This window comes from Vibrio sp. QJM3NY_35, assembly GCF_057785915.1.
The window spans coordinates 352,684-377,780 of record NZ_CM173508.1; the positions used below are offsets into that span (position 1 = coordinate 352,684).

The 25,097-nt window shown below is 44.6% G+C and carries 24 protein-coding genes and 1 pseudogene; 16 read left to right on the top strand and 9 right to left on the bottom strand.

Annotated elements, in window-relative coordinates:
* Positions 1 to 64 precede the first annotated feature (64 nt).
* The 6 genes from AC3CH3_RS16980 to AC3CH3_RS17005 all read left to right on the top strand — a co-directional run bounded on the left by AC3CH3_RS16980 (position 65) and on the right by AC3CH3_RS17005 (position 4,596).
* Complete coding sequence (locus tag AC3CH3_RS16980) at positions 65 to 436, top strand: GntR family transcriptional regulator (RefSeq protein ID WP_019824684.1); 372 nt, start codon at positions 65 to 67, stop codon at positions 434 to 436.
* Positions 433 to 1,287 carry an ABC transporter ATP-binding protein gene (locus AC3CH3_RS16985; RefSeq protein ID WP_488538772.1) on the top strand — a complete coding sequence of 285 codons (855 nt, stop codon included), beginning with the start codon at positions 433 to 435 and terminating at the stop codon, positions 1,285 to 1,287. Before AC3CH3_RS16980 ends, AC3CH3_RS16985 begins: the two co-directional genes overlap by 4 nt.
* Positions 1,287 to 2,144 (top strand): hypothetical protein, encoded by an 858-nt coding sequence (locus AC3CH3_RS16990; RefSeq protein ID WP_017083226.1) that lies wholly within the window; start codon positions 1,287 to 1,289, stop codon positions 2,142 to 2,144. Before AC3CH3_RS16985 ends, AC3CH3_RS16990 begins: the two co-directional genes overlap by 1 nt.
* Before the next feature lie 970 nt (positions 2,145 to 3,114).
* Complete coding sequence (locus AC3CH3_RS16995) at positions 3,115 to 3,402, top strand: putative quinol monooxygenase (RefSeq protein ID WP_428783018.1); 288 nt, start codon at positions 3,115 to 3,117, stop codon at positions 3,400 to 3,402.
* Positions 3,402 to 3,956, top strand: a complete 555-nt coding sequence (locus tag AC3CH3_RS17000) for a nucleotidyltransferase family protein (protein ID WP_065205827.1) — start codon at positions 3,402 to 3,404, stop codon at positions 3,954 to 3,956. Before AC3CH3_RS16995 ends, AC3CH3_RS17000 begins: the two co-directional genes overlap by 1 nt.
* A gap of 202 nt (positions 3,957 to 4,158) precedes the next feature.
* On the top strand, positions 4,159 to 4,596 hold the full coding sequence (locus tag AC3CH3_RS17005) for a bifunctional diaminohydroxyphosphoribosylaminopyrimidine deaminase/5-amino-6-(5-phosphoribosylamino)uracil reductase RibD (RefSeq protein WP_171308025.1): 438 nt from the start codon (positions 4,159 to 4,161) through the stop codon (positions 4,594 to 4,596).
* A gap of 17 nt (positions 4,597 to 4,613) precedes the next feature.
* On the opposite strand, the gene AC3CH3_RS17010 is transcribed toward AC3CH3_RS17005, so the two are convergent.
* Positions 4,614 to 5,066 (bottom strand): NUDIX hydrolase, encoded by a 453-nt coding sequence (locus AC3CH3_RS17010; RefSeq protein ID WP_016769103.1) that lies wholly within the window; start codon positions 5,064 to 5,066, stop codon positions 4,614 to 4,616.
* A 293-nt stretch (positions 5,067 to 5,359) separates the two neighbouring features.
* On the opposite strand from AC3CH3_RS17010, the gene AC3CH3_RS17015 reads away from it, so the two are divergent.
* The 4 genes from AC3CH3_RS17015 to AC3CH3_RS17030 all read left to right on the top strand — a co-directional run bounded on the left by AC3CH3_RS17015 (position 5,360) and on the right by AC3CH3_RS17030 (position 10,217).
* Positions 5,360 to 7,072, top strand: a complete 1,713-nt coding sequence (locus AC3CH3_RS17015) for an RluA family pseudouridine synthase (RefSeq protein WP_488538773.1) — start codon at positions 5,360 to 5,362, stop codon at positions 7,070 to 7,072.
* 156 nt (positions 7,073 to 7,228) lie between these two features.
* Entirely contained in the window at positions 7,229 to 7,609 is a 381-nt protein-coding gene (locus tag AC3CH3_RS17020; protein ID WP_488538774.1) for a hypothetical protein, read from the top strand.
* 273 nt (positions 7,610 to 7,882) lie between these two features.
* Positions 7,883 to 9,079 (top strand): multidrug effflux MFS transporter, encoded by a 1,197-nt coding sequence (locus tag AC3CH3_RS17025; RefSeq protein ID WP_488538775.1) that lies wholly within the window; start codon positions 7,883 to 7,885, stop codon positions 9,077 to 9,079.
* A 124-nt stretch (positions 9,080 to 9,203) separates the two neighbouring features.
* Positions 9,204 to 10,217, top strand: a complete 1,014-nt coding sequence (locus AC3CH3_RS17030; RefSeq protein WP_488538776.1) for an alpha/beta hydrolase family protein — start codon at positions 9,204 to 9,206, stop codon at positions 10,215 to 10,217.
* A 20-nt stretch (positions 10,218 to 10,237) separates the two neighbouring features.
* Here the strand turns inward: AC3CH3_RS17030 and AC3CH3_RS17035 are convergent, their stop codons facing one another.
* The 5 genes from AC3CH3_RS17035 to AC3CH3_RS17055 form a co-directional block, all read right to left on the bottom strand.
* Positions 10,238 to 11,302, bottom strand: coding sequence for a helix-turn-helix domain-containing protein (locus AC3CH3_RS17035; RefSeq protein ID WP_488539099.1), 1,065 nt, complete (start codon positions 11,300 to 11,302; stop codon positions 10,238 to 10,240).
* Positions 11,303 to 11,473: 171 nt separating this feature from the next.
* Complete coding sequence (locus AC3CH3_RS17040; protein ID WP_488538777.1) at positions 11,474 to 12,817, bottom strand: Na+/H+ antiporter NhaC family protein; 1,344 nt, start codon at positions 12,815 to 12,817, stop codon at positions 11,474 to 11,476.
* Positions 12,818 to 13,008: 191 nt separating this feature from the next.
* Positions 13,009 to 13,773, bottom strand: coding sequence for a hydratase (locus AC3CH3_RS17045; RefSeq protein ID WP_488538778.1), 765 nt, complete (start codon positions 13,771 to 13,773; stop codon positions 13,009 to 13,011).
* A 195-nt stretch (positions 13,774 to 13,968) separates the two neighbouring features.
* Positions 13,969 to 14,274 (bottom strand): DUF3861 domain-containing protein, encoded by a 306-nt coding sequence (locus AC3CH3_RS17050; protein WP_488538779.1) that lies wholly within the window; start codon positions 14,272 to 14,274, stop codon positions 13,969 to 13,971.
* Between the two features lie 34 nt (positions 14,275 to 14,308).
* Positions 14,309 to 14,800, bottom strand: coding sequence for a DUF2798 domain-containing protein (locus tag AC3CH3_RS17055; protein ID WP_488538780.1), 492 nt, complete (start codon positions 14,798 to 14,800; stop codon positions 14,309 to 14,311).
* 97 nt (positions 14,801 to 14,897) lie between these two features.
* On the opposite strand from AC3CH3_RS17055, the gene AC3CH3_RS17060 reads away from it, so the two are divergent.
* On the top strand, positions 14,898 to 15,323 hold the full coding sequence (locus AC3CH3_RS17060; RefSeq protein WP_017060573.1) for a MarR family winged helix-turn-helix transcriptional regulator: 426 nt from the start codon (positions 14,898 to 14,900) through the stop codon (positions 15,321 to 15,323).
* 147 nt (positions 15,324 to 15,470) lie between these two features.
* Here the strand turns inward: AC3CH3_RS17060 and AC3CH3_RS17065 are convergent.
* Both AC3CH3_RS17065 and AC3CH3_RS17070 read right to left on the bottom strand, forming a co-directional pair.
* A pseudogene (locus tag AC3CH3_RS17065) lies at positions 15,471 to 16,532 on the bottom strand (MBL fold metallo-hydrolase).
* A 165-nt stretch (positions 16,533 to 16,697) separates the two neighbouring features.
* A complete protein-coding gene (locus AC3CH3_RS17070; protein WP_488538781.1) occupies positions 16,698 to 18,482 on the bottom strand; it encodes an SgrR family transcriptional regulator in 1,785 nt (594 codons plus the stop codon).
* Positions 18,483 to 19,084: 602 nt separating this feature from the next.
* Here AC3CH3_RS17070 and rimK point away from each other — a divergent pair.
* Both rimK and AC3CH3_RS17080 read left to right on the top strand, forming a co-directional pair.
* A complete protein-coding gene (gene rimK, locus AC3CH3_RS17075) occupies positions 19,085 to 19,990 on the top strand; it encodes a 30S ribosomal protein S6--L-glutamate ligase (protein WP_019824669.1) in 906 nt (301 codons plus the stop codon).
* A 32-nt stretch (positions 19,991 to 20,022) separates the two neighbouring features.
* Entirely contained in the window at positions 20,023 to 20,451 is a 429-nt protein-coding gene (locus tag AC3CH3_RS17080) for an ATP-dependent zinc protease family protein (protein WP_019824668.1), read from the top strand.
* 130 nt (positions 20,452 to 20,581) lie between these two features.
* On the opposite strand, the gene AC3CH3_RS17085 is transcribed toward AC3CH3_RS17080, so the two are convergent.
* Complete coding sequence (locus AC3CH3_RS17085; protein ID WP_488538782.1) at positions 20,582 to 21,370, bottom strand: MBL fold metallo-hydrolase; 789 nt, start codon at positions 21,368 to 21,370, stop codon at positions 20,582 to 20,584.
* 386 nt (positions 21,371 to 21,756) lie between these two features.
* Here AC3CH3_RS17085 and AC3CH3_RS17090 point away from each other — a divergent pair, with 386 nt between their 5' ends.
* The 3 genes from AC3CH3_RS17090 to AC3CH3_RS17100 all read left to right on the top strand — a co-directional run bounded on the left by AC3CH3_RS17090 (position 21,757) and on the right by AC3CH3_RS17100 (position 25,078).
* Entirely contained in the window at positions 21,757 to 22,359 is a 603-nt protein-coding gene (locus AC3CH3_RS17090) for a 2OG-Fe(II) oxygenase (protein ID WP_050621773.1), read from the top strand.
* A 303-nt stretch (positions 22,360 to 22,662) separates the two neighbouring features.
* Entirely contained in the window at positions 22,663 to 23,955 is a 1,293-nt protein-coding gene (locus AC3CH3_RS17095) for an extracellular solute-binding protein (protein WP_488538783.1), read from the top strand.
* Positions 23,956 to 24,196: 241 nt separating this feature from the next.
* Positions 24,197 to 25,078: an ABC transporter permease subunit gene (locus tag AC3CH3_RS17100; protein ID WP_488538784.1), complete on the top strand. Its 882-nt coding sequence runs from the start codon at positions 24,197 to 24,199 to the stop codon at positions 25,076 to 25,078.
* The last annotated feature ends 19 nt before the right edge of the window (positions 25,079 to 25,097 follow it).

Genomic DNA, 25,097 nt, shown 5'->3' on the forward strand with positions numbered 1-25,097 from the left:
CCCTTGCCAAATCGTATAAAAAGGTTAGTGTTATACACATATATATCACCATGCAGTTTTAATTATGACCGAATGGAAAGACGACCAACCGATCTTTAGGCAACTTGCCACAAAGATCAGTGACCAAATTCTTCAAGGTGTTTGGTTAGAGCAACAAGCATTACCCTCTGTGCGTGCGGTTGCTGCCGATCTCAAGATCAACCACCTTACTGTCATGAAAAGCTATCAGTTACTGGTAGATGAAGACTTGGTAGAGAAAAAACGCGGCCAAGGTATGTATGTGGCCGAAGGGGCACTTCAAAAATTGAAAGAGTCTGCACACCAATCATTCATCAACACACAGATCCCAGCCATCGCTGAGACGCTAAGCATCATTGATATGAGTGTCGAAGAACTCGTGGAACAGCTAGCACAACATATAAAGGACAAGTCATGAGTACTTTACTTTCCGTGAAAAACGTAACCAAAACCTATTCAAATCAAGTGGGTGTCGAGAACATCAACTTCGAGTTAAAGCCAGGGCAAGTACTTGGGCTTCTGGGCCACAATGGCGCGGGCAAATCGACACTGATCAAATCACTGCTTGGTGGCCACAACTATCGAGGTGAGATTGAAGTAAACGGCTACCACCCTATCCACCAGCACGCAGAGCTCATGCAGCATTTATCGTATATTTCAGATGTTAACGTGTTACCAGAGTGGATGACCGTTAAACAACTGCTTCGATACACACAAGGTGTTCACCCTAGCTTCAACAAACAAAAAGCAGAACACACGTTAAGCAGCACCAACATTAAGCTCTCTTCTAAGATCAAACAGCTTTCTAAAGGGATGAAAGTACAACTTCATCTCGCGATCATCATCGCGACTGACACTCAAGTGTTGATATTAGATGAGCCAACGCTGGGCTTAGATTTGCTGTACCGCGATACTTTTTATCGCCACCTACTAGAATGGTTCCACGACGGTGAACGCGCCATGATCATTGCAAGCCATGAGGTTTCAGAAATTGAACACCTATTAACGGATGTACTGATTTTGAAGCAAGGTCATTGTGTCCTGCAAAAAAGCATGGAAGACATCGAGCACGACTACTTCATTATCGAAGTCGCAAACAACCATTCAAGCAAGATACAGAAACTTAACCCACTCACCTCTCAGCCTGGGTTAGGGACGACTAAGTGGCTATTAGAAGGTCAATACAAAGCGCAGGTTGAATCACTGGGTAACATCTATAACGTTGGTCTAGCAGACCTATTCCTTGCAACACAGACGGAGAAGGCATAATGCATCCAAGTTTTTACATGCTAGAAAAAGAACTCATCGAGCACAAAGTTAACACTCGATTGCCTCTGTTTGTCGCGTTATGTGGTTTCTTACTGTTCGTTGGTCTGTTCTTTAATGGCGCAGCGCAACATGAATTTTTCTTCGAAATGCAAGTGAACGGTGACGTGAGCGACATTCACAGAGAGTTCGCACAAGATCTCAACTCAGTGATCTACTTTGGCGCGGGCCTTATTTCACTGATCCTGTCGACGCTTTACATCCCTAAAACGCTGCGTAAAGAACGCCAAGAAGGCAGTTCAATGTTTTGGAGAAGTATGCCGGTATCCAACGCAATGACTCACGGCGTGAAGCTAGGCTTCGGTTTAGTGGTTATTCCGGCTATCTGTGCGTTGTTAGTGCTGTTCGCAGATTTTCTATTCTGGATATTGAACGTCTCAAGTGAGCAACAACTGGCGCTATTGGTTGAGCAGCAATCTCTGTTTTATGTGCTGAGTAACTGGGTCGTGTTTTTTGGAAGAATGATGTTAGTTGCACTGGTTTTATTACCACTGGCAACTGTCACTCTAGCTATTTCGCAGCTGGTGAACTCTCCATTGCTTGTCATTTTCATCTCAAGCTATGCGATTAAGTTCCTCTCTGTCGCCGTGTTTGGGTTCTATGGCATCAATGACTTCCTATCTCTCATCGCGTCATTACCAATGAATGTGCTCATAGCAAGCAACCCATTAAGTGCGATTGCAGAAGCGCCGATTTTATCTCTAGGTATTTACGCACTGATTGGTGTTGGTGGCTATCTTCTGAGCCTAAAGCTGAACCGAACCGATGATGTCAGTTTGAAGACGCTCTTCCAACGTTAACGCATTAGCTGCTGACGTTGGTGTTATCTCTCCCGAGCAGGTAACCACATCAGATATCAAAATCTAAATCAAAGCTTCTGAGAAATCAGGAGCTTTTTTATTATCAGGACTTTAACGAATACAGGGGTGCGAAACCAAGGAACAAGAAACAAGAAACAAGAAACAAGAAACAAGAAACAAGAAACAAACAGTTTTAGTTTAGGGGAATAGATTTAACAAACGAAGATAAACTTAGAGGAGGTATTAATGAGCTGACATTGAATTGCATTGTTGTTGATGCCTGCCAGCTCTTTGGGGATGATTTCGTTAGTCGCCGACCAGATGAAGGTCCTTGAGAGTGCTAATGAAATCAGTTTGTTGCGTTTTACATTTGATTAAGCTTTTTAGCTTTTAAAGCTTTACGATTTAAAGCTTATTTCTTTGATGCTTCTTTTGACGTGTCTTTCCAGTATTGGATACGAACGCGATGAAGCTGTGCTCTTCTCATTTTTTTCATAAGGGATATTTCCTTTTCTTTAACTGCTCTTCATGAGCTATTTTTATTGCCAACCATTCGAATCTAACGGTGTTTGATGTCCAGATCAATGATACAAATCACAAAATTTATAGAGTTTTGAGTACCATTTACATCAAAGTATGACCTAGCTATCAACTATGGCTCAATTTAATATCTTAAGCCGTTGTTCGAAATTTAGATTAGTTATCTCAGATGACAAATTCATTTCAGTATCAATACAGTTCAATGATACGTACTTAATAGACCGGACCAACGCGGATTTAGTTCCAACATCCTATCTTTTATTACTCACCTTACCCTAAAAGTTACAGCGTAACCAAGCCTATCTTCAATGTGAACAATTAATCGCCACATCAGCCTATACGTCACAACATCAAAATGGGATTATGTTTGTAATGGGTAGAGCTTTTTATAGAAGAAAGCCGTAGTGAATAAAATTAAATGGACGTAATTATGAGTAAAGTAATTCTGCAAGGGCATATTCTAGTGCCAGACAACGACCTAAAAGCCGTCACACAAGCCTTGGTTGTACACAAAGAACTGACATTGGAAGAACCTGGTTGTATCGTGTTTCGAGTCAGTCAAAGCACGCTTCAACCTAATCGCTTTGAAGTGTATGAAGAATTCACTAGCCGAGAAGCATTCGAAGCGCACCAACAGCGAGTAAAAACGTCTGAATGGGGTGATCTTTCCAAGAACGTGACTCGTCATTATCAAGTCACCGATGTTCCGACATCATAATGATACATCCGCTTGCCAATAGTATCGTCACGTTGATCAAACAGGATCCCTTACGAATGCAGGTTTTAGACTGTGTCTCTCAGTTGGATTTACCGCAGTGTTATGTTGCTGCAGGCTTTGTGAGAAACCTCGTTTGGGATCACCTACATGGCTATGCCTCCCCGACTCCACTCAATGATATTGATGTGATCTACTTTGATCCCATTGATACCTCTTACGAATCGGATTTTAGATACGAGGCTCAGCTTAAACAATGCTTACCCGAACTGCATTGGCAAGTTCGCAATCAAGCCTGCATGCACACTAGAAATGGAGATGAACCTTACCAAGGCTCATTGGATGCGATGAGTTACTGGCCAGAGAAAGAAACCGCAGTCGCCGTAAAGCAAAATCTTAATGGAGACATCGAGTGTATTTCATCTTTTGGTTTAGAGAGTTTGTTTGATTTGAAGATCACACCGAACCCCAATCGCAGCAAAGACGTGTTTGACCAACGAGTTCAGTCTAAGAACTGGTTAACTCATTGGCCCAAATTAGCGATTGGTCACAGTTAACGATTAACCACAGTGAGTTAATGAGCGGCTACAGTCAACTAGCAGCCAGATTCAAAATGAAAACCATTGACTAAAAGCCCAATCAGATCGAACATGCCCCCACTTGCTTAGCTTATTAGCTTAGTAAGTTAGTAACTAACCAAGTCATCAACCGCGCGCGGTCACTCACTGCTGCGCTCTCTCGTCATACTGAGTAACGACCATGAACCAACAATACATGCTGCAAGCTCTTGAAGCTTCGCGCCAAGCCCTACCCGACTGTCAACCAAACCCGCCAGTGGGCTGTGTTTTGGTTAAGAACGATAAGGTGGTGTCTGTTGGGTACACGCAAAAAGTCGGCGGAAACCACGCCGAGGTCGAAGCGCTCAATAGCTATGACGACGGATTGGACGGAGAAATGGAAGGGGTTACCGCTTACGTAACTTTAGAGCCATGTTCATTTGTAGGCAGAACACCCGCTTGCGCCAATACATTGGTTAAAGCCGGTGTTAAACACGTAGTGGTGGCGATGCTAGACCCAGACCCTCGTAATAATGGTCGTGGTGTTGCGATCCTTGAATCGCACGGCGTGAAGGTGGATGTGGGGTTATGCCAAACACAAGTGAGCGCCTTTTTATCCCCTTACCTTGGTAGGTCCTAGATCTTAAACAACCAGTATTAGTTCAATTTCACTCGGTAAAGCGGGTTGACTGGCTTATCGACAAAATACGACCAGATATGATCGTAGACAGCATGTTGGTTGGGGAATGGCGCTAACGCTTTTGCCTCTTCTAAATTGCACCAACGGTACTCCGTATGCTCGTCATTCAGTTCAATCGCTTGGTTGGGTGGGCATAGCACCGCAAACACAGGGATGAGCTGAATCACATTAACGTGAGCCTCGTAAAACTGCTCCAGAAACTGCGCGTTATACAAGGCTTCCACTTTAATTTGGGTCTCTTCTTCAAACTCGCGCACGATAGCCTGCCAGCCTGTTTCACCTGCTTCAATCGAGCCTGCGACATGGCACCAAAACTCGCCCTTCACACGCTTCATAAGTAGCATTTTCATTTGTCCGTCGATCTCTGAAATAGCGACACCAGATACAATCGAAGTATTGAGTGGAATCATAACGTTACCTTAGGTTGAACAAGAGGGCGGCAAGGCTACCACCCTTCGTTTGTTAAATTGTTTTCTATGATTAAAAACGAGAAGTTACTCATCAATTAATGAAGTTCAAGCCATAGCTCATGGGTTCAATGTTAACCATCTCGCTTAGCTATCCAGTAATAGAACCATTTCTTATTTGAGGCGCTTTTCGATAAAGAGTAGAATCGCCGCCTTGTACTGTGTTTAAAGCCTTTAAACATACACAGTAGACTCACAACCATTTATCACCACGATATAAGTAGTAAGACGACAATATGCACTCATCCAAACCAACGCACGACTCAGAAAACAGCCACACACCTGAGCATTGCTTCACTCGCTTTCAACAGCCGATCGAGTCATATTCGTTGCCTGAGCGTTTCACCTTCCCGTTCTATTACGAACCACACGCACTGTGTGAAATCGCTTCTCATCAGCTTCAACAATATCTAGAAACTCAAACCGACTGGCAGCATGACTTCGGACTGGATTCTGACGCTGGTCGCGGCAAAATGTTTGGTGTGTTGTTAGTAAGAAGTCCAGAAGGTGAATTGGGTTACTTCTCTGCTTTCTCTGGTAAAATCGCCGATCAAAACTTATTACCTCACTTTGTACCGCCAGTCTTCGACATGCTCAGCAGCGACAGTTTTTTCCATCAAGACACGGCCGACATGATGGCTGTTAATGCGAAATTTAAAGCGCTGCAAGCAAACGCTGATTACCTTGAACTGTGTGAACAATTAGCACAACAGAAAGCACAAGCTGAACAAGAGATTGAAGCTCAGCGTTTATTAATTATAGAAGGTCGAAAAATACGTAAAGAACAACGTGAAAAAGGCAAAGAAAACCTTGATGAGCAAGCTTTCGAAGAGCTAAATAACGAACTAAACAAAGCCAGTGTTGCCGACAAGAATCAGCAGAAGTACCTTAAACTCAACTGGGAACAAACTCTGAATGAGCTTCAAGGTAAAGTTGACGTATTTACGACTCAAATAGCGGAACTCAAAAAGCAAAGAGCACGCATCTCTCATCAGCTCCAACACAAGTTGTTTTCACAATACGCTTTCCAAAATGCGGAAGGCAATGTCGAAGACCTTAACCAGATCTTTGAAAATACGCCAAACAAGATTCCACCAGCCGGTTCTGGTGAATGCGCGGCGCCAAAACTTCTGCAATATGCGTATTTGAACGGATACACACCGCTGGCACTGGCTGAGTTTTGGTGGGGCCGTTCACCGAAATCTGAAATTCGCAAACACAAGAAATACTACGCCTCTTGCCAAAGTAAGTGTGTACCGATTTTAGGCCATATGATGAAAGGTCTAGAAGTCGATCCAAACCCATTGCTAGAGAACCCAGCAGAAGGAAAAGAGCTGGATATTCTGTTCCAAGATGAGCACATTGTTGTAGTACACAAACCATCAGGTTTTCTATCCGTGCCGGGTAAAAACATTAAAGACTCGGCCTACACACGCGTTCAAGAAATGCACCAAGATGTTGAAGGGCCATTTGTTATCCACCGTTTGGATATGGCGACCTCTGGCATTCTGATATTTGCTTTAACACGACGTGCGAACAAAAGCTTACAGAAGCAGTTCATTACTCGTGAAGTTGAGAAGCGATATGTCGCAATGATTGAAGGTGTGCTAGACCAAGATGAAGGCTATATTCGACTACCATTGCGTGGTGACTTGTATGACCGCCCTCGTCAGATTGTCTGCTTCGAACACGGCAAGCCTGCAGAAACAAAGTGGGAAGTGATTGAGCGAAACGAGCAGACCACTAAGGTTTACCTGCACCCTAAAACAGGGCGTACACACCAGTTGCGTGTTCACTGTTCACATGAAGAAGGCCTTAACATGCCTATCGTCGGTGACGGCTTGTATGGCAACAAAGCTGACCGTCTTCACCTACACGCAGAAAGGCTCGCACTGCACCACCCAATCACCAAAGAGTGGATGGAATTCCAGTTCGATGCTGAATTCTAAAATATCTCATTAGTACCGAGCTTTAAAAAAGGAGTCACAACCGCTTGTGGCTCCTACCTCTTTTGGGTATATCTCCACGCTTATTGCACTACATCAAGATTCACTTTGTTGTGAAGAGTAGCATGCCCACCTTCTTCTCTCCTTGAGGCCTTTGATATGTCATCAGCTGCTTTGAATTTGCACCACAACACACAAACTTCTTCTTTGATAACTGCGCAAGCACCAAGCTTGAAACCACTAGCAACCAAAAAGCCTAATCTAAATTTGGCAATGCTAAGCTTAATTGAAGAAGTTAAAAACGAACTCCCACTTTACGAATCGGAGACGTTTATCTGTGGGCCAAAAGGAAACTGCTCGGGTTGCTCTAAGAAACTACTAGAGATGGTCGACAGTGAGTTAATGTATTGGGAGCACAGTATTTCCATTGGCCGAGGCCCTAACTTCGAGGAACTGCGCCGCTTTGGTAAGCTTTGCAGCAGCGTTCGACGTGGTTTAGAGCGTAACGGTTTAGTCGAAAAACGCCCAAAGAAAAGATAACAAGCCAAATCGATAATCATTACAATGTGTCGTTGGCGATCACAAGCCACCCTGCTACTAACTGATTGAACTCGTTAGCTATAAAAGTAATAATGTTTTGTAATACAATTCAGTGCGCAGACCGACTTCGTAGATTCGAACTCATAGAGATAAGCTCATCGATACTTTCACCATATTCTTGAACGACTCTATCCTTCTTGTCTGACGTGCCTAGCCTTCTGTATATCAATATCACATCAATTAAAAACCTACCTTGGACAACGGAGAGCCACCTTGAAGAGACCACAACCAGTACTGGGAAAGACCGGTATGCTATTTTTTCTCGTCATAATAAGTGCTTTCCCTCCATTGACTATCGACCTTTACTTACCTGCGCTTCCGCAGATGGTCGAGGTGTTTAATACTGATCGATCCATGGTCAACCTAACCCTGAGCAGCTACTTCGTTACTTACGCCATCGGTCTTTTGTTCTGGGGGCCGCTCAGCGAAAAATTTGGTCGTAAGCCGATCCTATTGATTGGATTAGCGGGCTATATGGTCGCGAGCATATTGTGCGCGATGACCAATAGCATCGAACAGTTGATTGGTGCTCGTGTATTCCAAGCCTTTGCGGGCAGTGCCATCACCGTTATCGCGACTGCCATTGTCAAAGATCTTTATGACGGCCGAGAACGTGAAAAGATCATGGCGACTATCATGTCACTGGTGATCATCGCACCAATGGTTGCGCCTGTGTTTGGCGCCTTTTTACTGAAAATTGCTTCTTGGCGAATGATGTTTGTCACGCTCGCCATTTTTGGTGCATTTGCGTCAGTATTAGCTTGCTGCTACCAAGAAACACTCGAAAACAAATACCAAGGTTCCATATTCCGCTCATGGGGAAGAATGGGCGTGGTCATGAAAAACCGCTCGTTCGTCAAGCTGCTGGTCATTTTCTCTATCATACCGATGGCGTTGATGGGCTTTCTTGCAGCGGGTTCTTATATCTACATCGATCACTTTGGATTGACCGAACAACAGTTTAGTTACGCGTTCGCATTCAATGCATTGTGCGCCTCATTTGGTCCAACAATTTACATGAAGTTGTCCTACCGAATGCCGGTTCAAAAGGTCATCTCAGGATGTTTTGCTTTATTAGCGCTTGCGGGAATCTTCACTCTAACCATTGGCGACCTGTCCCCTTGGTTCTTCATGTTCATCGCTGCACCAGCGACATTAATGGCGATCATCATGCGAGTACCGGGTACCAACTTGATGTTGAATCAACAAGATCATGACACGGGCTCTGCCGTCGCACTGATACAGTTCTTCAGCATGATTTGTGGTTCGCTTGGCATGGTGTTGGTTTCAATCCGCCCAGATTCACTGATTGAAAACCTAGGCTTTATTCAATTATCCGTCGGTACGTTAGGCGGCCTGATGTGGCTAATGGTCAGAAACAAAGAGTTCGTGACTAATAAGCTGAATTAGGCGCATCCAAAATAACTAAGTTTGTACTCAAACACGATTTAGGGCGTCCTCGATCGTGTTTTAGGTCTCGCCCTCACTGGCTTTAGCGCATGTTGGCTCCAATCACCTAAATTGGAGTTAAACTATGAAATGGACACATTTACTGTTCACATCCCTACTTTTCCTTAGTTCTTCTGTCATCGCTTCCGATGTCGGATTCACTCAAGTCACCTTAACTGACGATCCTAATCGCCCGCTAAACACTGCCATTTGGTATCCCACACTAGATGCATCAGACACAACCTTGATTGCCGATAACCCAGCCTTCTTCGGCACGCAAGTCATCAAAGATGGAGAGATTCAATCAGGCACTTTTCCAGTTGTACTACTATCACACGGCTACCGAGGAAACTGGCGAAACCAAAACTGGTTGGCGACCGAACTTGCGAGTCGTGGCTACATCGTAGCGGCCACTGACCATCCGGGAACCACCTCTTTCGACCAATCTCCAGAGCAAGCGGCCAAGTGGTGGGAGAGGCCGCGAGATATCACTCGAACCATCGATTACCTGTTAAGCGAAGTTCAATGGAAGCAAGCTGTTAACGCCAACAATATCACTGCAATCGGACACTCGCTAGGAGGCTGGACAGTGATGCAATTGGCAGGAGCGAAAATAGATAGAGCGACCTTTGAAGCCGAGTGTCTTATATACCCTAACCCGCGTACCTGTGGGCTGTCTGATGAATTAGGGCTATCACAAGCCCAACCAGCTGAACCAAATGAAAAAGACCTATCAGACCCTCGAATTCAACGTTTAGTTAGCCTTGATTTGGGGCTTGCTCGCAGCTTCTCAGTCGGCAGCTTAAATGACGTTACAGTGCCAACCTTAATATTGGCGGCTGGAATTGATATTGGGGATCTACCTCAGGCATTAGAATCTGGCTACATTGCTGAGCACATGCCTCTTAATTTAAGACGCTATAAGGTCTACGAAAGCGCTACCCATTTCAGCTTCATTCAAAGTTGCAAAGCTGGGGCAGTACCGATGCTTGAAGAAGAAGTGCCAGGCGATGGCATTATTTGTAAAGATGGCGTTGGTACATCACGCGACCAGCTACATCAATTGATCTTAAACGACATCGTTAGCTTTCTGAATTGATAAACGGAAAGCAAACACACTCAATCTAACACTTGCGGCGAACTTCGATACTCACTCGGAGTTTGCCCAGTTATCCTTGAAAACTCGCGATTGAAATTGGACTTGGTCTGAAAGCCTGAACTAAGGAAGATATCAGTTATCGCTTCATCACTTTGCATCAGGAGAGTCTTAGCGTGCTCAATTCGATAGGCGTTAATCACCTTTGAAATGTTCTGGTGGTGAGTTTGATTAACCGCAGACGATATTTTTCGAGCTGGGATACCTAGCTTTCTCGCCACTCGATTCAGGGACAAGTCAGGATCTTTGAACACCTGATGATCCTTCATTAACGCATCAAACTTAGCGACGATCTGCGTGACTTCTTTGTCTTCGTCTAAGCTCACCGTTGGTATCAATGCCTCAACTTCGTCTTGTATGCTATTTAGCGTTGAAAGTTCGCTCTGTTGTTGATTTTTTTTCGGAGTCGGAGACGTACTGGTACTGACAACGACCACAGCCCCAACAATTGCGGGAATAAGAACTAGGTAACCAATAGACAGAATTAAGTCGGTGTGTTGTGCGTTAAGCAGCAAAATATCATACGAGATAATGCTATCCACTAGAGCCGAAAACAGTAAGGCTATACCTGCCGTACGCTCAGCATACAAAACATTCGATACATCACTCAGCCTGACGTGCTCTGGGAAGTTAAACGATGATTTCAACAACAAGCAGCCATAGCCGAGATATAGCGAGATCAATAATAGATCAATCGTTCCACCCCAAATATACGAATAAGAAAAGGAGCCAACTAGAACAACCACTGGGCCTAAGCAATGCAAAAGAGACAAAGGTTGACTTCGATGAGCTCCCGCAAAGCAGAGCCATGCCACCACAGGTACACTTGCCCCTAGAACCGGTTGTAAGAAACGGAACAACGCAATATCAAACGTCCAACGTAGCCCAACAACAGTAATCATCAACGCACACAACATAATAAACCAAAACGGTTTTTGGCTTGTTTGTGGGTAACGATATCTAAGCAAAACAGCCGTGACGCATAACAGCAGAGCTGCAATAAATGGTAGGGGAATGGCGAGCATCAAAATTCCATTTAAATAACTGAGTACATAGCCTCGATAATTCAATAGATATCGATGACAACTTGAATTCATGGTAATCCATTCATCAGATGTAATAAAGGCTCCTATTAAGGAGCCTTCTTATCAAAGCCAGTTACGACTGAGTTTGGTCAATTACTACTAAGCGTTAGCCACTTAACGTGCTGGATGTTTGATAAACACAGCGACTACAGCCACGATTGCAAGAGCAAAACAGTAGTACGAGTTGGCTACAATATCCAAAGGCGATAGGTTAAATACCGAACCTAATAGCAATACCTGCGCACCGTAAGGCAACACGCCTTGAATCACACAAGAGAAAATATCCAACAAGCTTGCTGAGCGACGCGGAGACACGTTGTTCTCTTCTGCCAATTGGCGAGCCACGCTACCTGAAACAATGATCGCTACCGTGTTGTTTGCCGTACATAGGTTCACCATAGACACCAAGCCAGCAATACCTAGCTCACTCGCACGACCATTCGCTTGCTTAGAGTGTGAAGAGCCAAACGCACGAATCACACCACTTACCAAGTTAGTCAGAAACGCCAATCCACCTTGACGACGCATTAGCTCACTCAAACCACCAATCAGCATCGATAGTAGGAAGATTTCCTGCATATTACCGAAGCCTGCATAGATATCTTGAGCGTAATCCGTCAAACCGTAGTTCTCAACAGAGCCTAGGCTTACACCACCCGCCAGCAAGATACCAATCGTCAGCACAACGAATACATTCATGCCCGATACCGCAAGAATCAGAATGGTGATGTACGGCAGTACTTTTAGCCACTCGATTGAGCCTGTTTCAGGAACCTGAGTTGCCGTGCTGTTGAAAGCAAAGATGACGATCGCGATAAGAGCAGCAGGCAGTGCAATGCGGATGTTCTCTTTAAACTTGTCTCTCATCTCACAGCCTTGCGAACGTGTCGCGGCAATCGTGGTATCAGAGATAATAGACAGGTTGTCACCAAACATCGCGCCACTTAAAACAACACCGGCAGTCAGAGGAATACTCATACCAGCTGAGTCAGCAATACCTAGCGCAACAGGGGCAACCGCAGCGATGGTACCCATCGACGTACCCATTGCTGTCGCGATGAAAGCAGAAATAAGGAAGATACCCGGTAGAATCATACTTGTCGGAATAGCCGATAGGCCAAGATTTACGGTCGCGTCAACGCCACCAGAGGCTTTAGCCACAGCCGCAAAAGCACCCGCCAATAGGTAGATCATACACATTGCGATAATGTCTTTGTGACCAACTCCACCCAAGAATTGCTCGATAGCGCGGTTCAACTTATCTTTGCTTAGCAACAACGCCAACATCACAGCAGGCAAAGCTGCAATTGGAGCTGGAAGCTGATAGAAAGCAAAATCGACGCCTTGCAGTGACAAGTACGTACCTACGCCAATAAACAGCGCTAGGAACACGATCAGAGGGATAAGCGCAACTGCAGAAGGGGCAATTACAGCATTAGAATTTTTCGAATTGGACATGGAACATCAACGCAATAGAACAGGAAGGTGAGCAGACTAATGTCACACTTAGAGCTTGTCAACGTCTAGACGTCTAAACGCCCAATTTAATGCAAAGTAATAAGCACGCCATTGAACATCACATAATAGAAAAGGCTACTTACTAACCAAGTAAGCAGCCTTTAGATAACAGATCAAGTAGATAACAAGCTTTATAACTTTTGCTTGAACGTCACTTGGTATTCACCAATGCCTTCGTAGTGGAAGGTTGTTGGTTTATCGAATCCCATCTCTACGACACCGCAGTAAGAACCCGTGATGATTGCTTCACCTGCTTGGAAATCTACGCCACGACGAGTCATGGTGTTAATCAGCCAGTAGATTGGGCTTAGCGGTAATGTATTTGGGTGCTTACCTGCGAATGCTTGAACTTGTTCGCCTTGAGTCACTTCAATGTTGATCTCAGCAGAAGTGAACGCTTTTTCACGGTCAATCTCTGGGCCAATGAACAGGCCTTGGTTTACTAGGCCATCAGCAAGCTTTTCGTAGAACTCGGCACCACTGTCATCAGCAAAGCGAGATTGCATTAACTCAAGTGCCATGTGGCAAGAACCGATCGCTTCGTTGATTTGCTCTTCGCTGTAGCCTTCTTGGCTTGCAGGCAGACTCTTAGTAAGTGTAAATGCAATTTCAGGCTCAACACGTACTACGTCGTTGTCTGCAAACAGTTCGCAAACCTCGCCTTGTTGAACACTACCCGAGAAAATAGGCGCAACAATGAACTTGTCTTCAGCTAAAGGAAGCAAACACTTCCAACCACCGACCTTGTCGCTCTTGAGATCGATCATTGATGATTGGATCTTTAGCGCATCTTCCAAGTTATTCGGACGGTACTGTTCGTCCAATCTTGGTGCTTTGGTTCCCGCAACGCGGCGACTTAGCAATTCTTCAGCTGCTTGCTTAAATACATTCATCATATAATACCACCTTTATTTTTATGACCAGTATAGTATCGGATTTCTTGAAGCTTGAATAGACAATTAAGCAACGAAGCAACACCGCAAATTCAGCCATTAATTTCCGCATATTCTAGACGCAAACAACTGAAACTATGTTGATTTAAGCCAGTAAATTCATTACTGGTTTTTCGGTGTGTTACTGATGATTAGGCTTTACTGCCCTTTTAACGTCTTCTTCAGGTTTTGCATGAAGTTTCTGAAGTGAGGCATGAAATCAACAAACAGAGGGTGCTTTCTATCTTGCATCATCATTGGGCCGAGTAATCGAATGCTCACCCCTAGTCGCGTTGCTGATTGGTCGTCTAAGCCGCTGTCTTGTTTGATCTTCTCAACAATCGCGAACATGTTTTCTCTGTCTTCAATTTCAAACTGCATGGTTTGCAGTTCACGATCTTCTTTGATGTTCACTTCTTCGATAGTGATACGGTAGTTATTGTGTTTGCCTGTGAATGCTGTCATGTGGATCTCCTACAATGCTTAAAAAGTGTTTTGGCTAGCTCTTCATGAATCGTTCGAGCTTAGGTTTAACCGTCATCGACATCACGACCATGATCGTAAGGCCAATAGGAAGCGCAGCAATAAATCCATTAAACCATCCACTGGTAAACGCCGATGTATCCGAAAATCCAATATTATTTGCCGCTGTTACAAATGCCATGATGGACTCCATGATAAAAGCCATAATCAATCCCACGATTAGGTTGCGAGCTTTCTCGCCGTAATTGGGCAACGCCTTAGCAGTGACTTTAGTCACCAAAGTCATCATCACCATGCCGATTGGCATCATAATCACGACAACAAGGGCTAACGAAGAAAGCCAGTTGCCAATAAATGCCTCGCCGAATCCGACATTCATGTAGGTCATCACGGCCGTTAAACTGCCGCCAATCGTCAGCATTAAGCTCAACATGACCAAAATTTTGTATAAAACCGGTGTGCCTTTTTGCTCAGGAAGAGTTGGCGTTAGAGTTGCTTGAATCGTCATATCTATTTCCTGCCTTGAATTTACGAACAATTAAGTTGATAATGTCAACTATAAATAAAGTAGTTGATAGTGTCAACTATATTTCTAAGGATCGTTTATGTCTGATAACACATCGCTAGAGTCTATCTTTCGTTTAGTGCACTCTTTGAAACGTCAAATGAGCGAACAGATTGAGAGCTTAGACTCAGAGATCGCACCTATGAACATTCGTGTCATGAAGATCATTACTAAGAAGTCTCCATGTACCGCTATCGATATCGCACACTTCTTAGATCGTGATAAAGCACAGGTCACTCGGCTCATTAATGCCTTGATCAATCAGGAACTTGTGAAGAAGTCTCCGAACCCGGAAGACAAGCGCAGCCAGTTATTGGTTCTGACTGATAAGGGTCAAGAGATCATGAGTAAGGTCTCGGATATCGATCGAGACATGCTGAAGAGAATGACCAAAGGCATGGCCGAAGACGAGTTAGAACAATTCAGAAAAATTGCGAAGAAAATGGCGCAGAACTTAGAAAGCTGATCTTAAAAATAAAACGAAAAAACGCCACCGAATCGTAAGATCGGTGGCGTTTTTTGTATGAGCTGATTTGATATAGATTAGCGGTATGGCTACCTCTAACTTAGATGACCGTTTTAATTAGATGCCAGTTCTAATTAGGTAACAGCTCTAATTCGATGCTAGTTTCCACCACGCTTGAACGGGGACTGGCTCTGCGATCACTAGGCGTTCCCCCATCACAGGGCTCACCATTTGCACGTCTCGCTATTTGCTTATCGCCAGTGCTTGTTCCATTGGATCTTGCCAATCGTGCATAGAAAGGTCGAAGGTACTGTTGTGGATTGGCATCATCACCTTACCTTGCAGATCAATGTGCGCCTGAACACTCTGCTCTGGGAACATATGAATATCCGCCCAAAGTGAGTTATACGCGCCCGTTTCAACCATGGTTAAATCAAACGGCCCGAAGCGGTCACCAATCTCTTTAAAACCGCTGAAGTAACCAGAGTCACCGCTAAAGAAGACTTTCTTATCTGAAGCGTTAATGACCCAGCTCCCCCACAGTGTTTGGTCACGATCAAGTAAGCCACGCCCAGAAAAATGTTGTGTCGGCGTCAAAGTGAACTCGATATCAGCAACGGTTGCCGACTCCCACCAGTTCAACTCAATGATCTTTGCTTTATCCACGCCCCACTTTTCTAGTAGAGCACCGACTCTGAGTGGCACCAAAAATGTCCCTACTTTGCCGGCTAATACCTTTACGGCACCTTTGTCTAAATGGTCGTAGTGATCGTGGCTGATCACTACCACATCAATATCAGGCAGTTCTTGTAATGAGATTGGTGTTGGATGGAAGCGCTTTGGCCCCATCCATTGCACTGGCGATGCGCGATCACTGAACACAGGATCAGTCATCACTAGCTTGCCATCCAGCTTCATCATCACGCTTGAGTGACCCAAGCGATAAGCGACATCGTCTTGTTCTTCGATCAGCTGCTCGGCTGTCATCGGTATCAGAGGCAATGCAGCGCGCGGCACTGGCTCGTTTCTTTCCACAGTCACGTAAGCTTTCAAGATTGAAAAAATATCAGACATACCCAATTTGTATTCCAACTCACTGTTAGCAAACTTCTTCGGAAGCTTATCTAGATTGTCGTTTGATTGTGAACCTGGGCTTACGATAGCGACCACGGCAAGTACTCCTAAAATCGGTAATAGATATTTTTTCATTGGTATCTCTTTAATCATTGGGTCTATCCCAACGCAAAAACTACACTGATTAGTTTACATAGCAAAACGAAAAAGTGAACCGGTTAGTGTAATTTATATTTTAGCTATATGTGGACCTACCGAGATCGGCTAGAAAAGAATAGTGAATCTATTTAGTTAGAAATATTAATCCGCAGACCATACATTCTTGAAATCTGGCCAACCCCAGTTCGTGATGGCTACATTCTTCAGAATACCTTGGAAACGCACGGTTTGTAGGTGATGAAACATAGGCACTAACCAATAATCCGAGATCAGCGTCGATGCAACGGGCTCCAACTCTGCCAAGTAATTCGGCAGTTCAACCGATGCCTTATGATGATCTAAGCGCTGCTTCAGCCAATCGCTGTTCATCTCTCCTAGTGCAGAGTGCAAAACAGGATCGTTCATCAACCACGAGAACAGTGAAGAAGGTGCATTGTCATCGAGATTGAGGTTACACAACACCAAGTCTTCTTTAAGGTCACCACTCTGAGATAGCTGAGCCAGTTCTCGAAAGCTATACGTATTCACCTCAACTTCCACACCATATCGTTTGAGTATGTCTGACACGCAGATAGCACATCTATATAGGGCGTAGTAATTGTAAACGGCTATGGTCATCTTTTTAGGTAATTGAACTTCTTTCGACGGCGTTCGATACAACTTTTGCCAGCTTGGCAATATATTCTGAGCTAAAGACACGCTGAACAACCCTTGATTTTGTTCCAATTGAGACAAAATAGCTTGCGGATTGGCGAGCCCGGAGAGATATTTACGCTGCTCATCGCTTAACGAGTTTGCCGTTGAATTCTGATTGAACAGGATAAACAAGCAACCATCTTCGACCCGACTACGAAGGCCATCAGTCTCTGCAGACACCAGCTCCGCATCGCTTTTTCCGAGTTGATGAAAACAAGACGAGTCTTCATAAGGTGAGACTTGCATTTGGCTGTCATCAAAACGAGCACTGCCCGACATTGATTCTTCAAACTGCCAGATGGTCACCTCATCGGTTAACGAGCGGCAACCATAATAGTGTTCAAATGCGGCGAGTTTGATTCGTTCATTGTTGGTCTCAACCACTTTAAATGGACCGGTACCAATAACAGCATGGGACACAGAACTTAATGGAGACGGTTCACGGGTGACTTGCGCTGCGGGTTGAATCGAATATTTAACGCCAGCAAGTAAACCAGCAAAGCCGGTATCTGCTTTGGTGAGTTGAAAGCTGATCCTCAATGGCTGCTCACTGTAAACTGAAGCGACATGGGCGAGCTCTGTCTGATAGAAAGGTAAGGTTTGCAACGCAGAAAACATCGAAACTAATTGCTTAGCATCCACAGGCTGTCCGTCATGGAAAGTAAGTCCCGGGCGCAGATAGAAAGTCCAAACGAGCATTTCAGCATCATATTGCCAATGATGCGCCAGTTCAGGCTTCAACTCGCCTTTGCCATTACAAGTCACTAAACAACTGAACACTTGCCTGATCAAAAATCGCTCACTACTACGATGAATATGGTGCGGGAACAGATCTTCGAACTTACGTTTATAGGTTAATTGAACGTGCAGCAGCCCTTCACGCATCGTCGCGCCAGAGGTTTCTTGGAGGAGAGAGCCAAATACAGCGCGGTCATTGTCTAGAATTGAGAGTGCTTTTTCGTATTTGCCCTGCTCTATCAGTTTACTAGCAACATGTTGAGTCAATTCTTGATTGCTATAGCGCAATGTCAGGTTAGAACGTTGATTCCTGCCGACTTTTGGCTCCCACACCACCCATTCAGCCTGATGCATCTTGCCTAACAAAGTTCGTGCATGGCGCAAGCTGGTGAACAGCTTATCTGCGACCTCAGTTAAGGTAACCGAATGTGAGAGGTTAGGCTCGAACGAATCCAGCCGAGTGTAGTAACGCATCATGTTTAGATCAGACAAATAATGAACCTTTTAGAAACAACCCTTCCTCATAAAGCCGATTGTAAAACACATTTGTCTTTAAGTGACGATAAAAGACAAAAACAGGAACAACTTACAAAAAAACCGTCTGTTTATTACTTCCTGTTAAATGGACATAATTAATGGGTCAGCAAGGAACTTTGAGTTCCCACCAAAGCCTAATACAAGAGAAGTAATCATCATGAGAAAATACTATCTTAATAAGCTAAAAAGCACCTGTAGCAAGCTCGAAAGAGAAGCACTACGAACACTTATAGAGCTATGTAACTGGCGTTATTAGTACACTTTTAAGCACCGAGTTAACGCGAGTTGAGCACAACCTAATAGGCTCCTACCCCCAATATGAGTTAGGTCTCAACTCGCTTTTCCATTCCAAATCCCCTCCCAACCCAGTTGTACCAATCGCTCACGCATTCGATAAATTTCTGTTGTCGACTCGACAAATTTAATTCGTTTTCTTAGTTAAACGAAAAGCCTTAAGGTTCGCCCCGAAGCAAGCAAGGAGCCTCAGAAAAACTGAAAGCTCAGCTAACAACTCATTTATTTGCAGTTACCAATCAGGTATTAACTAAGGAAACGCCATGCGTATCGCAATTCTTTCTCGCAACGAAAATCTATACTCTACTTCTCGCTTAAAAGCGGCTGGAGAAGCACGTGGTCACCAGGTCGATGTTATCGACACGCTGCACTGTGATATAGATATCGCGAGTAACAATCCGAAGATTCGCTACATGGGTGAAGAGCTACCTCAATACGATGCTGTTATTCCACGTATTGGCGCTTCCATTACCTTTTACGGAACTGCGGTTGTTCGCCAATTCGAAATGATGGGCACTTTTTGTATCAATGAGTCAGTTGCAATCAGTCGTTCTCGCGACAAACTGCGCTCACTACAACTGTTGTCTCGCAAAGGCATTGGCTTACCAAAAACAGGTTTCGCTAGCCGCCCAGATAAGATTCAAGACTTGATCAAAAACGTAGGTGGCGCGCCACTGGTTATCAAGCTTCTTGAAGGTACTCAAGGTATCGGCGTGGTTCTAGCTGAAACAAACAAAGCAGCAGAAAGCGTTATCGAAGCATTCATGGGCCTAAAAGCGAACATCTTGGTTCAAGAGTTCATTGAAGAAGCAAATGGCGCAGACATCCGTTGTTTTGTTGTTGGCAACAAAGTAATTGCAGCGATGAAGCGTCAAGCTGGTGAGGGTGAATTCCGCTCTAACCTGCACCGTGGCGGTACAGCTCAACTGGTTAAACTAACCAAAGAAGAACGCGCTACAGCAATCAATGCTGCGAAAATCATGGGTTTAAACCTATGTGGTGTTGATATTCTACAATCTAAGAATGGCCCTGTTGTAATGGAAGTTAACTCTTCTCCTGGCCTAGAAGGTATTGAGAAAGCGACAGGTAAAGATGTAGCAGACATGATTTTCGAATTCATCGAAAAAAATGCAAAACCAAACGCTAACCGTACTCGTGGCAAAGGCTGATTTAACGCCGTTAACTCATGATTGGAAATGACATGAACAATAAAATGATCATAGGGAATACAGAAGCACTTTGCTTACCAGAGTTAGGGATAACTGGACTACATACACGTGTTGATACAGGGGCTAAAACCTCTTCTCTACACGTAGACAATCTACTATGTGTAAAAACAGACGGTGAGAACTTCGTTGAATTCGATCTTCACCCAGACGTTTACCACCTAGAAGAGACAGTGCGCTGCAAAGCAAAGCTGAAAACAAGTAAAAGAATCAAATCATCGAACGGCGAAGTTGAACACCGTTGTGTGATTGAAACCATGCTAAAAATCGGCGGTCAGGAATGGCCTATCGATATTACGCTAAGCAACCGTCAAGATATGACTTATATGATGCTGCTTGGTCGTCAAGGCATGAGTGACAAAGTGATTGTTGATCCAGCGGGTGAATTCCTGCTGACTCACTAATCAGAGTCATCGTAACCGCTCCACAGGTTATAACTAAATAAGGCCAGTCTCATGACTGGCCTTATTGCTATCTATTTTTCTATTTCTACTTTCAGCTCTGAATACACGACTTTGCATTCAGACTTCTGATCTATTTCTTCGATTTACTATGAGATTGAAAACCAAATCGCCAAATCGATAACAGTAATTTCTTGGTTTTGATTTTCGTCACTCGCCAATGAGTAACAGGCCTTCTTGGTGCACTCATCAAGAGATGTTTAAAAGCCTTCTGACTGAAATCGACTTGCCCACCATGCGCCACCAGCAAGGTATCGAGCTGCATGTCATAAATACGTGATACTGACGCTCGATACTTATTGGGATGAAAAATTGGGAAAGGCGGAATCAGCTTCTTTTTGACCTCGACCATCAAGTCGGCCACATAAGCAACGCTGTGTGATGGGCAATAGACAGAGAGATCACGGTCGGTATGGCCCGGCGTTTCTAGAACCAACCAATCATCAAACCCCGGAATGCTATCCCCATCTGAAAGCTTGTAGTCCGGCTTCAACTTTCTTGAATACCACAGGTTTGCTTTGGGCTTGCCCAATCGATTCGCCATCCACCGAGCCAATGCCAGATCGGTCAAATGCATCAATATGCCATCGAGGCCGTGGTACCAATCCTTATCTCGGTTTGCTGCCACCAAATGACAATTAGTGAGCTTTCTGAGCGTATGCGCTGCCCCTGCATGATCGGGGTGCATGTGTGTAACAACCACAGTGTGTAGGTCGCCGAATTCACGGCCAAGCTCATCTTCAATGAAATCCCTAAGATGGGGTATATCCGCACGGCACGCACCATCAAGTAGCAGCAACCTATCGGGATACTCTACGAGATACATGTCTTGGATATAGCCTTTGATAGTATGCAGCTGCAAAACCGCTCCTTGTGATAAAACAACTGGTCAGACCTACACAATAGCAAACTCACCTTCAATTGTGATCATTTTGTTAAAAACAACAATCTAAAACCAGATAGAAAGCTCGAATCTAGATTTCCATTTGTATCCACTAAATTACTCAAATCCAATATTACTCAAATCCAATTAAACTCAGAACAATGAAGACACATTACAAAAATGAGGATCAATTGCATCCGATATTTTCAGCATTATCGAATGCCCGCATTGCCGTAAACCTTGCTCTATAGGCCTTGTGATTCAAGCCTCCAGCACCATTTATCGTAACGACAAAACATGTGATTTGTTGACCTGAGTTATTAGGACTATACATGCGCCTCTAATTTATTGTCTGAGTGCTATACATGAACCAATTAATCGATGCTCTTTCTACCCAAGGTTATTTCGTTTGGGATGACTTCTTAACTCAAGAAGAAGTGGTGGCATTGAGGGATTGCATTCCAGAGAACTGGAAAAAGGCTAGGATTGGCCGTAACGATGAAGTAACCCGAGAGTCGACCATCCGTAGCGACAAGATTCAATGGGTGCGCCGCGATATGGGTCAGCCAGCATCTCTGTTTCTAGACAAAATGGAACAAATTCGTTTAGCGGCAAACCAAGCGTTCTTTTTGGGTCTGTTCGAGTACGAAGCGCATTTTGCTAAATACGAAAAAGGCGACTTCTACCAGAAGCACTTAGACTGCTTCAAGGGCAATGAGAACCGCCGCCTGACTACTGTGTTCTACATGAATGACGAGTGGACAGAAGACGACGCAGGTGAACTTGTGGTTTACGACCTAAAAGACAACCATATCGCGACTATTCCACCAAAGTCCGGCCGTTTGTTTGTGTTCTTATCTGAACAGTTCCCACACGAGGTACTGCCAACCAACACAGAGCGATTCAGTATTGCAGGTTGGTTCCGCATTAACGGCGTAAAAGACAACCAACTCGATATCGCACACTAGAACAAAGCCGATTATTACAAGCTCTAGCTTATTCAAAGCCTCTCCTGCGAGAGGCTTTTTATTGACCAAGTATTGAGCAAAGTCGAACAACAAACCTCTCAAAAACCGTACTTAGTAAATATCAAAATCATCAATAACTTTTTTCTTAAATAAAATCGAAATGAATCTTTCATATCAGTGAAACGGTTTAGCCACGTAAGTGAAATACGCCCTGTTCAAGATAGCTTCAAACGACACCCCTACCGTCTCGTTAACACTCTAATCCAATACATCAATATCGATTTCATCCAAAAGGAAACGAAGATGAATAAGCTAATTTTGGCAGGCGTTCTTTCTGCGACAGCGGCAATGCCAGCGTTCGCAACGACTCAAGTCACTTGGTGGCACGCAATGGGCGGCCAGCTTGGAGAAACAGTAAACAAAATTGCGACCGACTTTAATGCGTCACAAGATGATTACGAGATCACGCCAATCTACAAAGGTTCATACACAGAGACCTTAACAGCGGGTATCGCAGCATATCGAGCAGGCGAAGCTCCTAACATTCTACAAGTCTTCGATGCCGGTGCTGCAACCATCATGAACGCTAAAGGCGTCGCCAAACCGGTACAGGATATTCTGGTTGAGTCTGGCTACAACTTTAATTCGAACGACTACCTAGCGGGCGTTCGTAACTTCTATGCAGACAGCCAAGGCAAGATGATTGGTATGCCTTTCAACAGTTCGACCCCAGTTCTTTACTACAACAAAGACCTTCTTGCGGAAGTAGGTGCCGACGCGCCTAAGACTTATGAAGAGTTAGAAGTGGTGGCCAAGAAGTTGAAAGCAGAAGGCCACATTGCGTTTTCTCAATCTCTAACGCCATGGATCATGTTCGAGAACTTCAAGTCTCGCCATAACCTGCCAGTCTCTGACCAGAACAACGGCTACGATGGCCTATCCACTAAGATCATGTTCAACACCAAAGACATGATGATGCACGTTAGCAAGATGAAAGAGTGGTCAGATCTCGGTTACTACAAGTATTACGGCAGCGACTGGGATGCAAACCAAACGCCTTTCGAGCGTCAAGAAGTGGCAATGTGGATGGGTTCTTCAGGTTCATTCGGTGGCTTACGTAACCGCGTACCTTTCGAGCTAGGCACAACTTACCTTCCATACTGGAATTCGGTTAACCCTGATGCTGGCTTAACCTTCATTGGTGGTGCCGCTCTGTTTGCATTAAATGGCCATGACCAGCAACAAGACAAAGGTGTCGCAGCGTTCTTTGACTACCTGACTAAGCCTGAAACTCAAGTTTACTGGCACAAAACCACTGGCTATGTACCTGTAACAACAGCTGCCTATGAGCTAGCGAAAGAGTCTGGCTACTACAACGAACAACCAGACGCAGAAGTGGGCGTAAAGCAGCTAAGCCTAAAATCGGGCGAGTGGACTAAGGGCTACCGCTTAGGTTACTACCCTCAAATTCGTGAAGTGATGCATCGTGAATTCGACAATATCTTCGCCGACCGCTCTAGCGTCGAGAACAGCCTAGATAAAGTCGAAGATGAGAGCAGCAAACTGCTAAAACGCTTCGCTCGTACGATGAACTAATTTAGCTTTTTAACCAAAGCAGATTACTGAGCTAAAGGCTTAACAACCCAAAGCCGTTCATTGCTCCTCACCACTTGTCACTGCGTCATTAAAAACGCAATGGCAAGGAGTGAGGAGATTCATCACTAGCGCCATTTCTTGCTCCAAAAACTACAACTCAACTGGATGCATTCCTTGATATCGCGCTAGTGCTCACCGTAACTAACAGTGATAACAGTCACTAATTTTTGGGGATTACCCTGTGGAACGACGTCAGCAATTCTTTCACTCTCCGCTGCCTTACCTATTTTTGGCGCCTCAGATACTCATCATTGCGGTTTTCTTTATCTACCCAGCAGCAAAGGCAGTTTACCTGTCCTTCATGCTAGAAGACCCTTGGGGCACCTCATCAATATTCGTGTGGTTCGAAAACTATCAGATTCTATTCGAATCGAGCGAGTATCTGAACTCGATTGGCTTCACCTTAATGTTCGCGATTGTGGTTTCTTTCTTATCGCTTGCCTTAGCGCTGCTGCTCGCCGTAAAAGCCGACAACATCATTCACGGACAAGGCGCTTACAAGGTCACTCTTACTTGGGTTTACGCGGTTGCTCCTGCGATTGCAGGCGTAATCGGTGCTTTCTTGTTTAACCCACACATTGGCGTGTTTACCGAGATATTTGCGGTTATAGGCTGGGACTTTAGCTTCCAAACCGACCCTGTGGATGCCACGTTTGCTCTGATTCTGGTTTCAGTGTGGAAACAGGTTTCGGTGAATTTCATCTACTTTCTGGCTGGACTTCAATCGATCTCTTACGCCGTAAAAGAAGCGGCGATGCTCGATTGCGTCAGCGACTCAAAACGTTTCTGGACCATTACTTTCCCGCTACTCGCACCTACAGGCTTCTTTCTTCTGGTCATCAACCTCACCTACTCGTTCTTTGAAACCTTTGGCGTGATCGACACCATGACCAATGGCGGCCCGGGTGGTGGCACAACGTCGTTGGTGTACAAGGTGTATCGAGACGGGTTTGTTGGCGCAGATTTAGGCGGCAGCTCTGCGCAGTCAGTTGTGTTGTTGCTACTAGTACTCACTCTTACATTTATCCAGTTTCGCGTTGTAGAAAAGCGTGTTCATTACTAGCCCACTACAGCTAGATTTT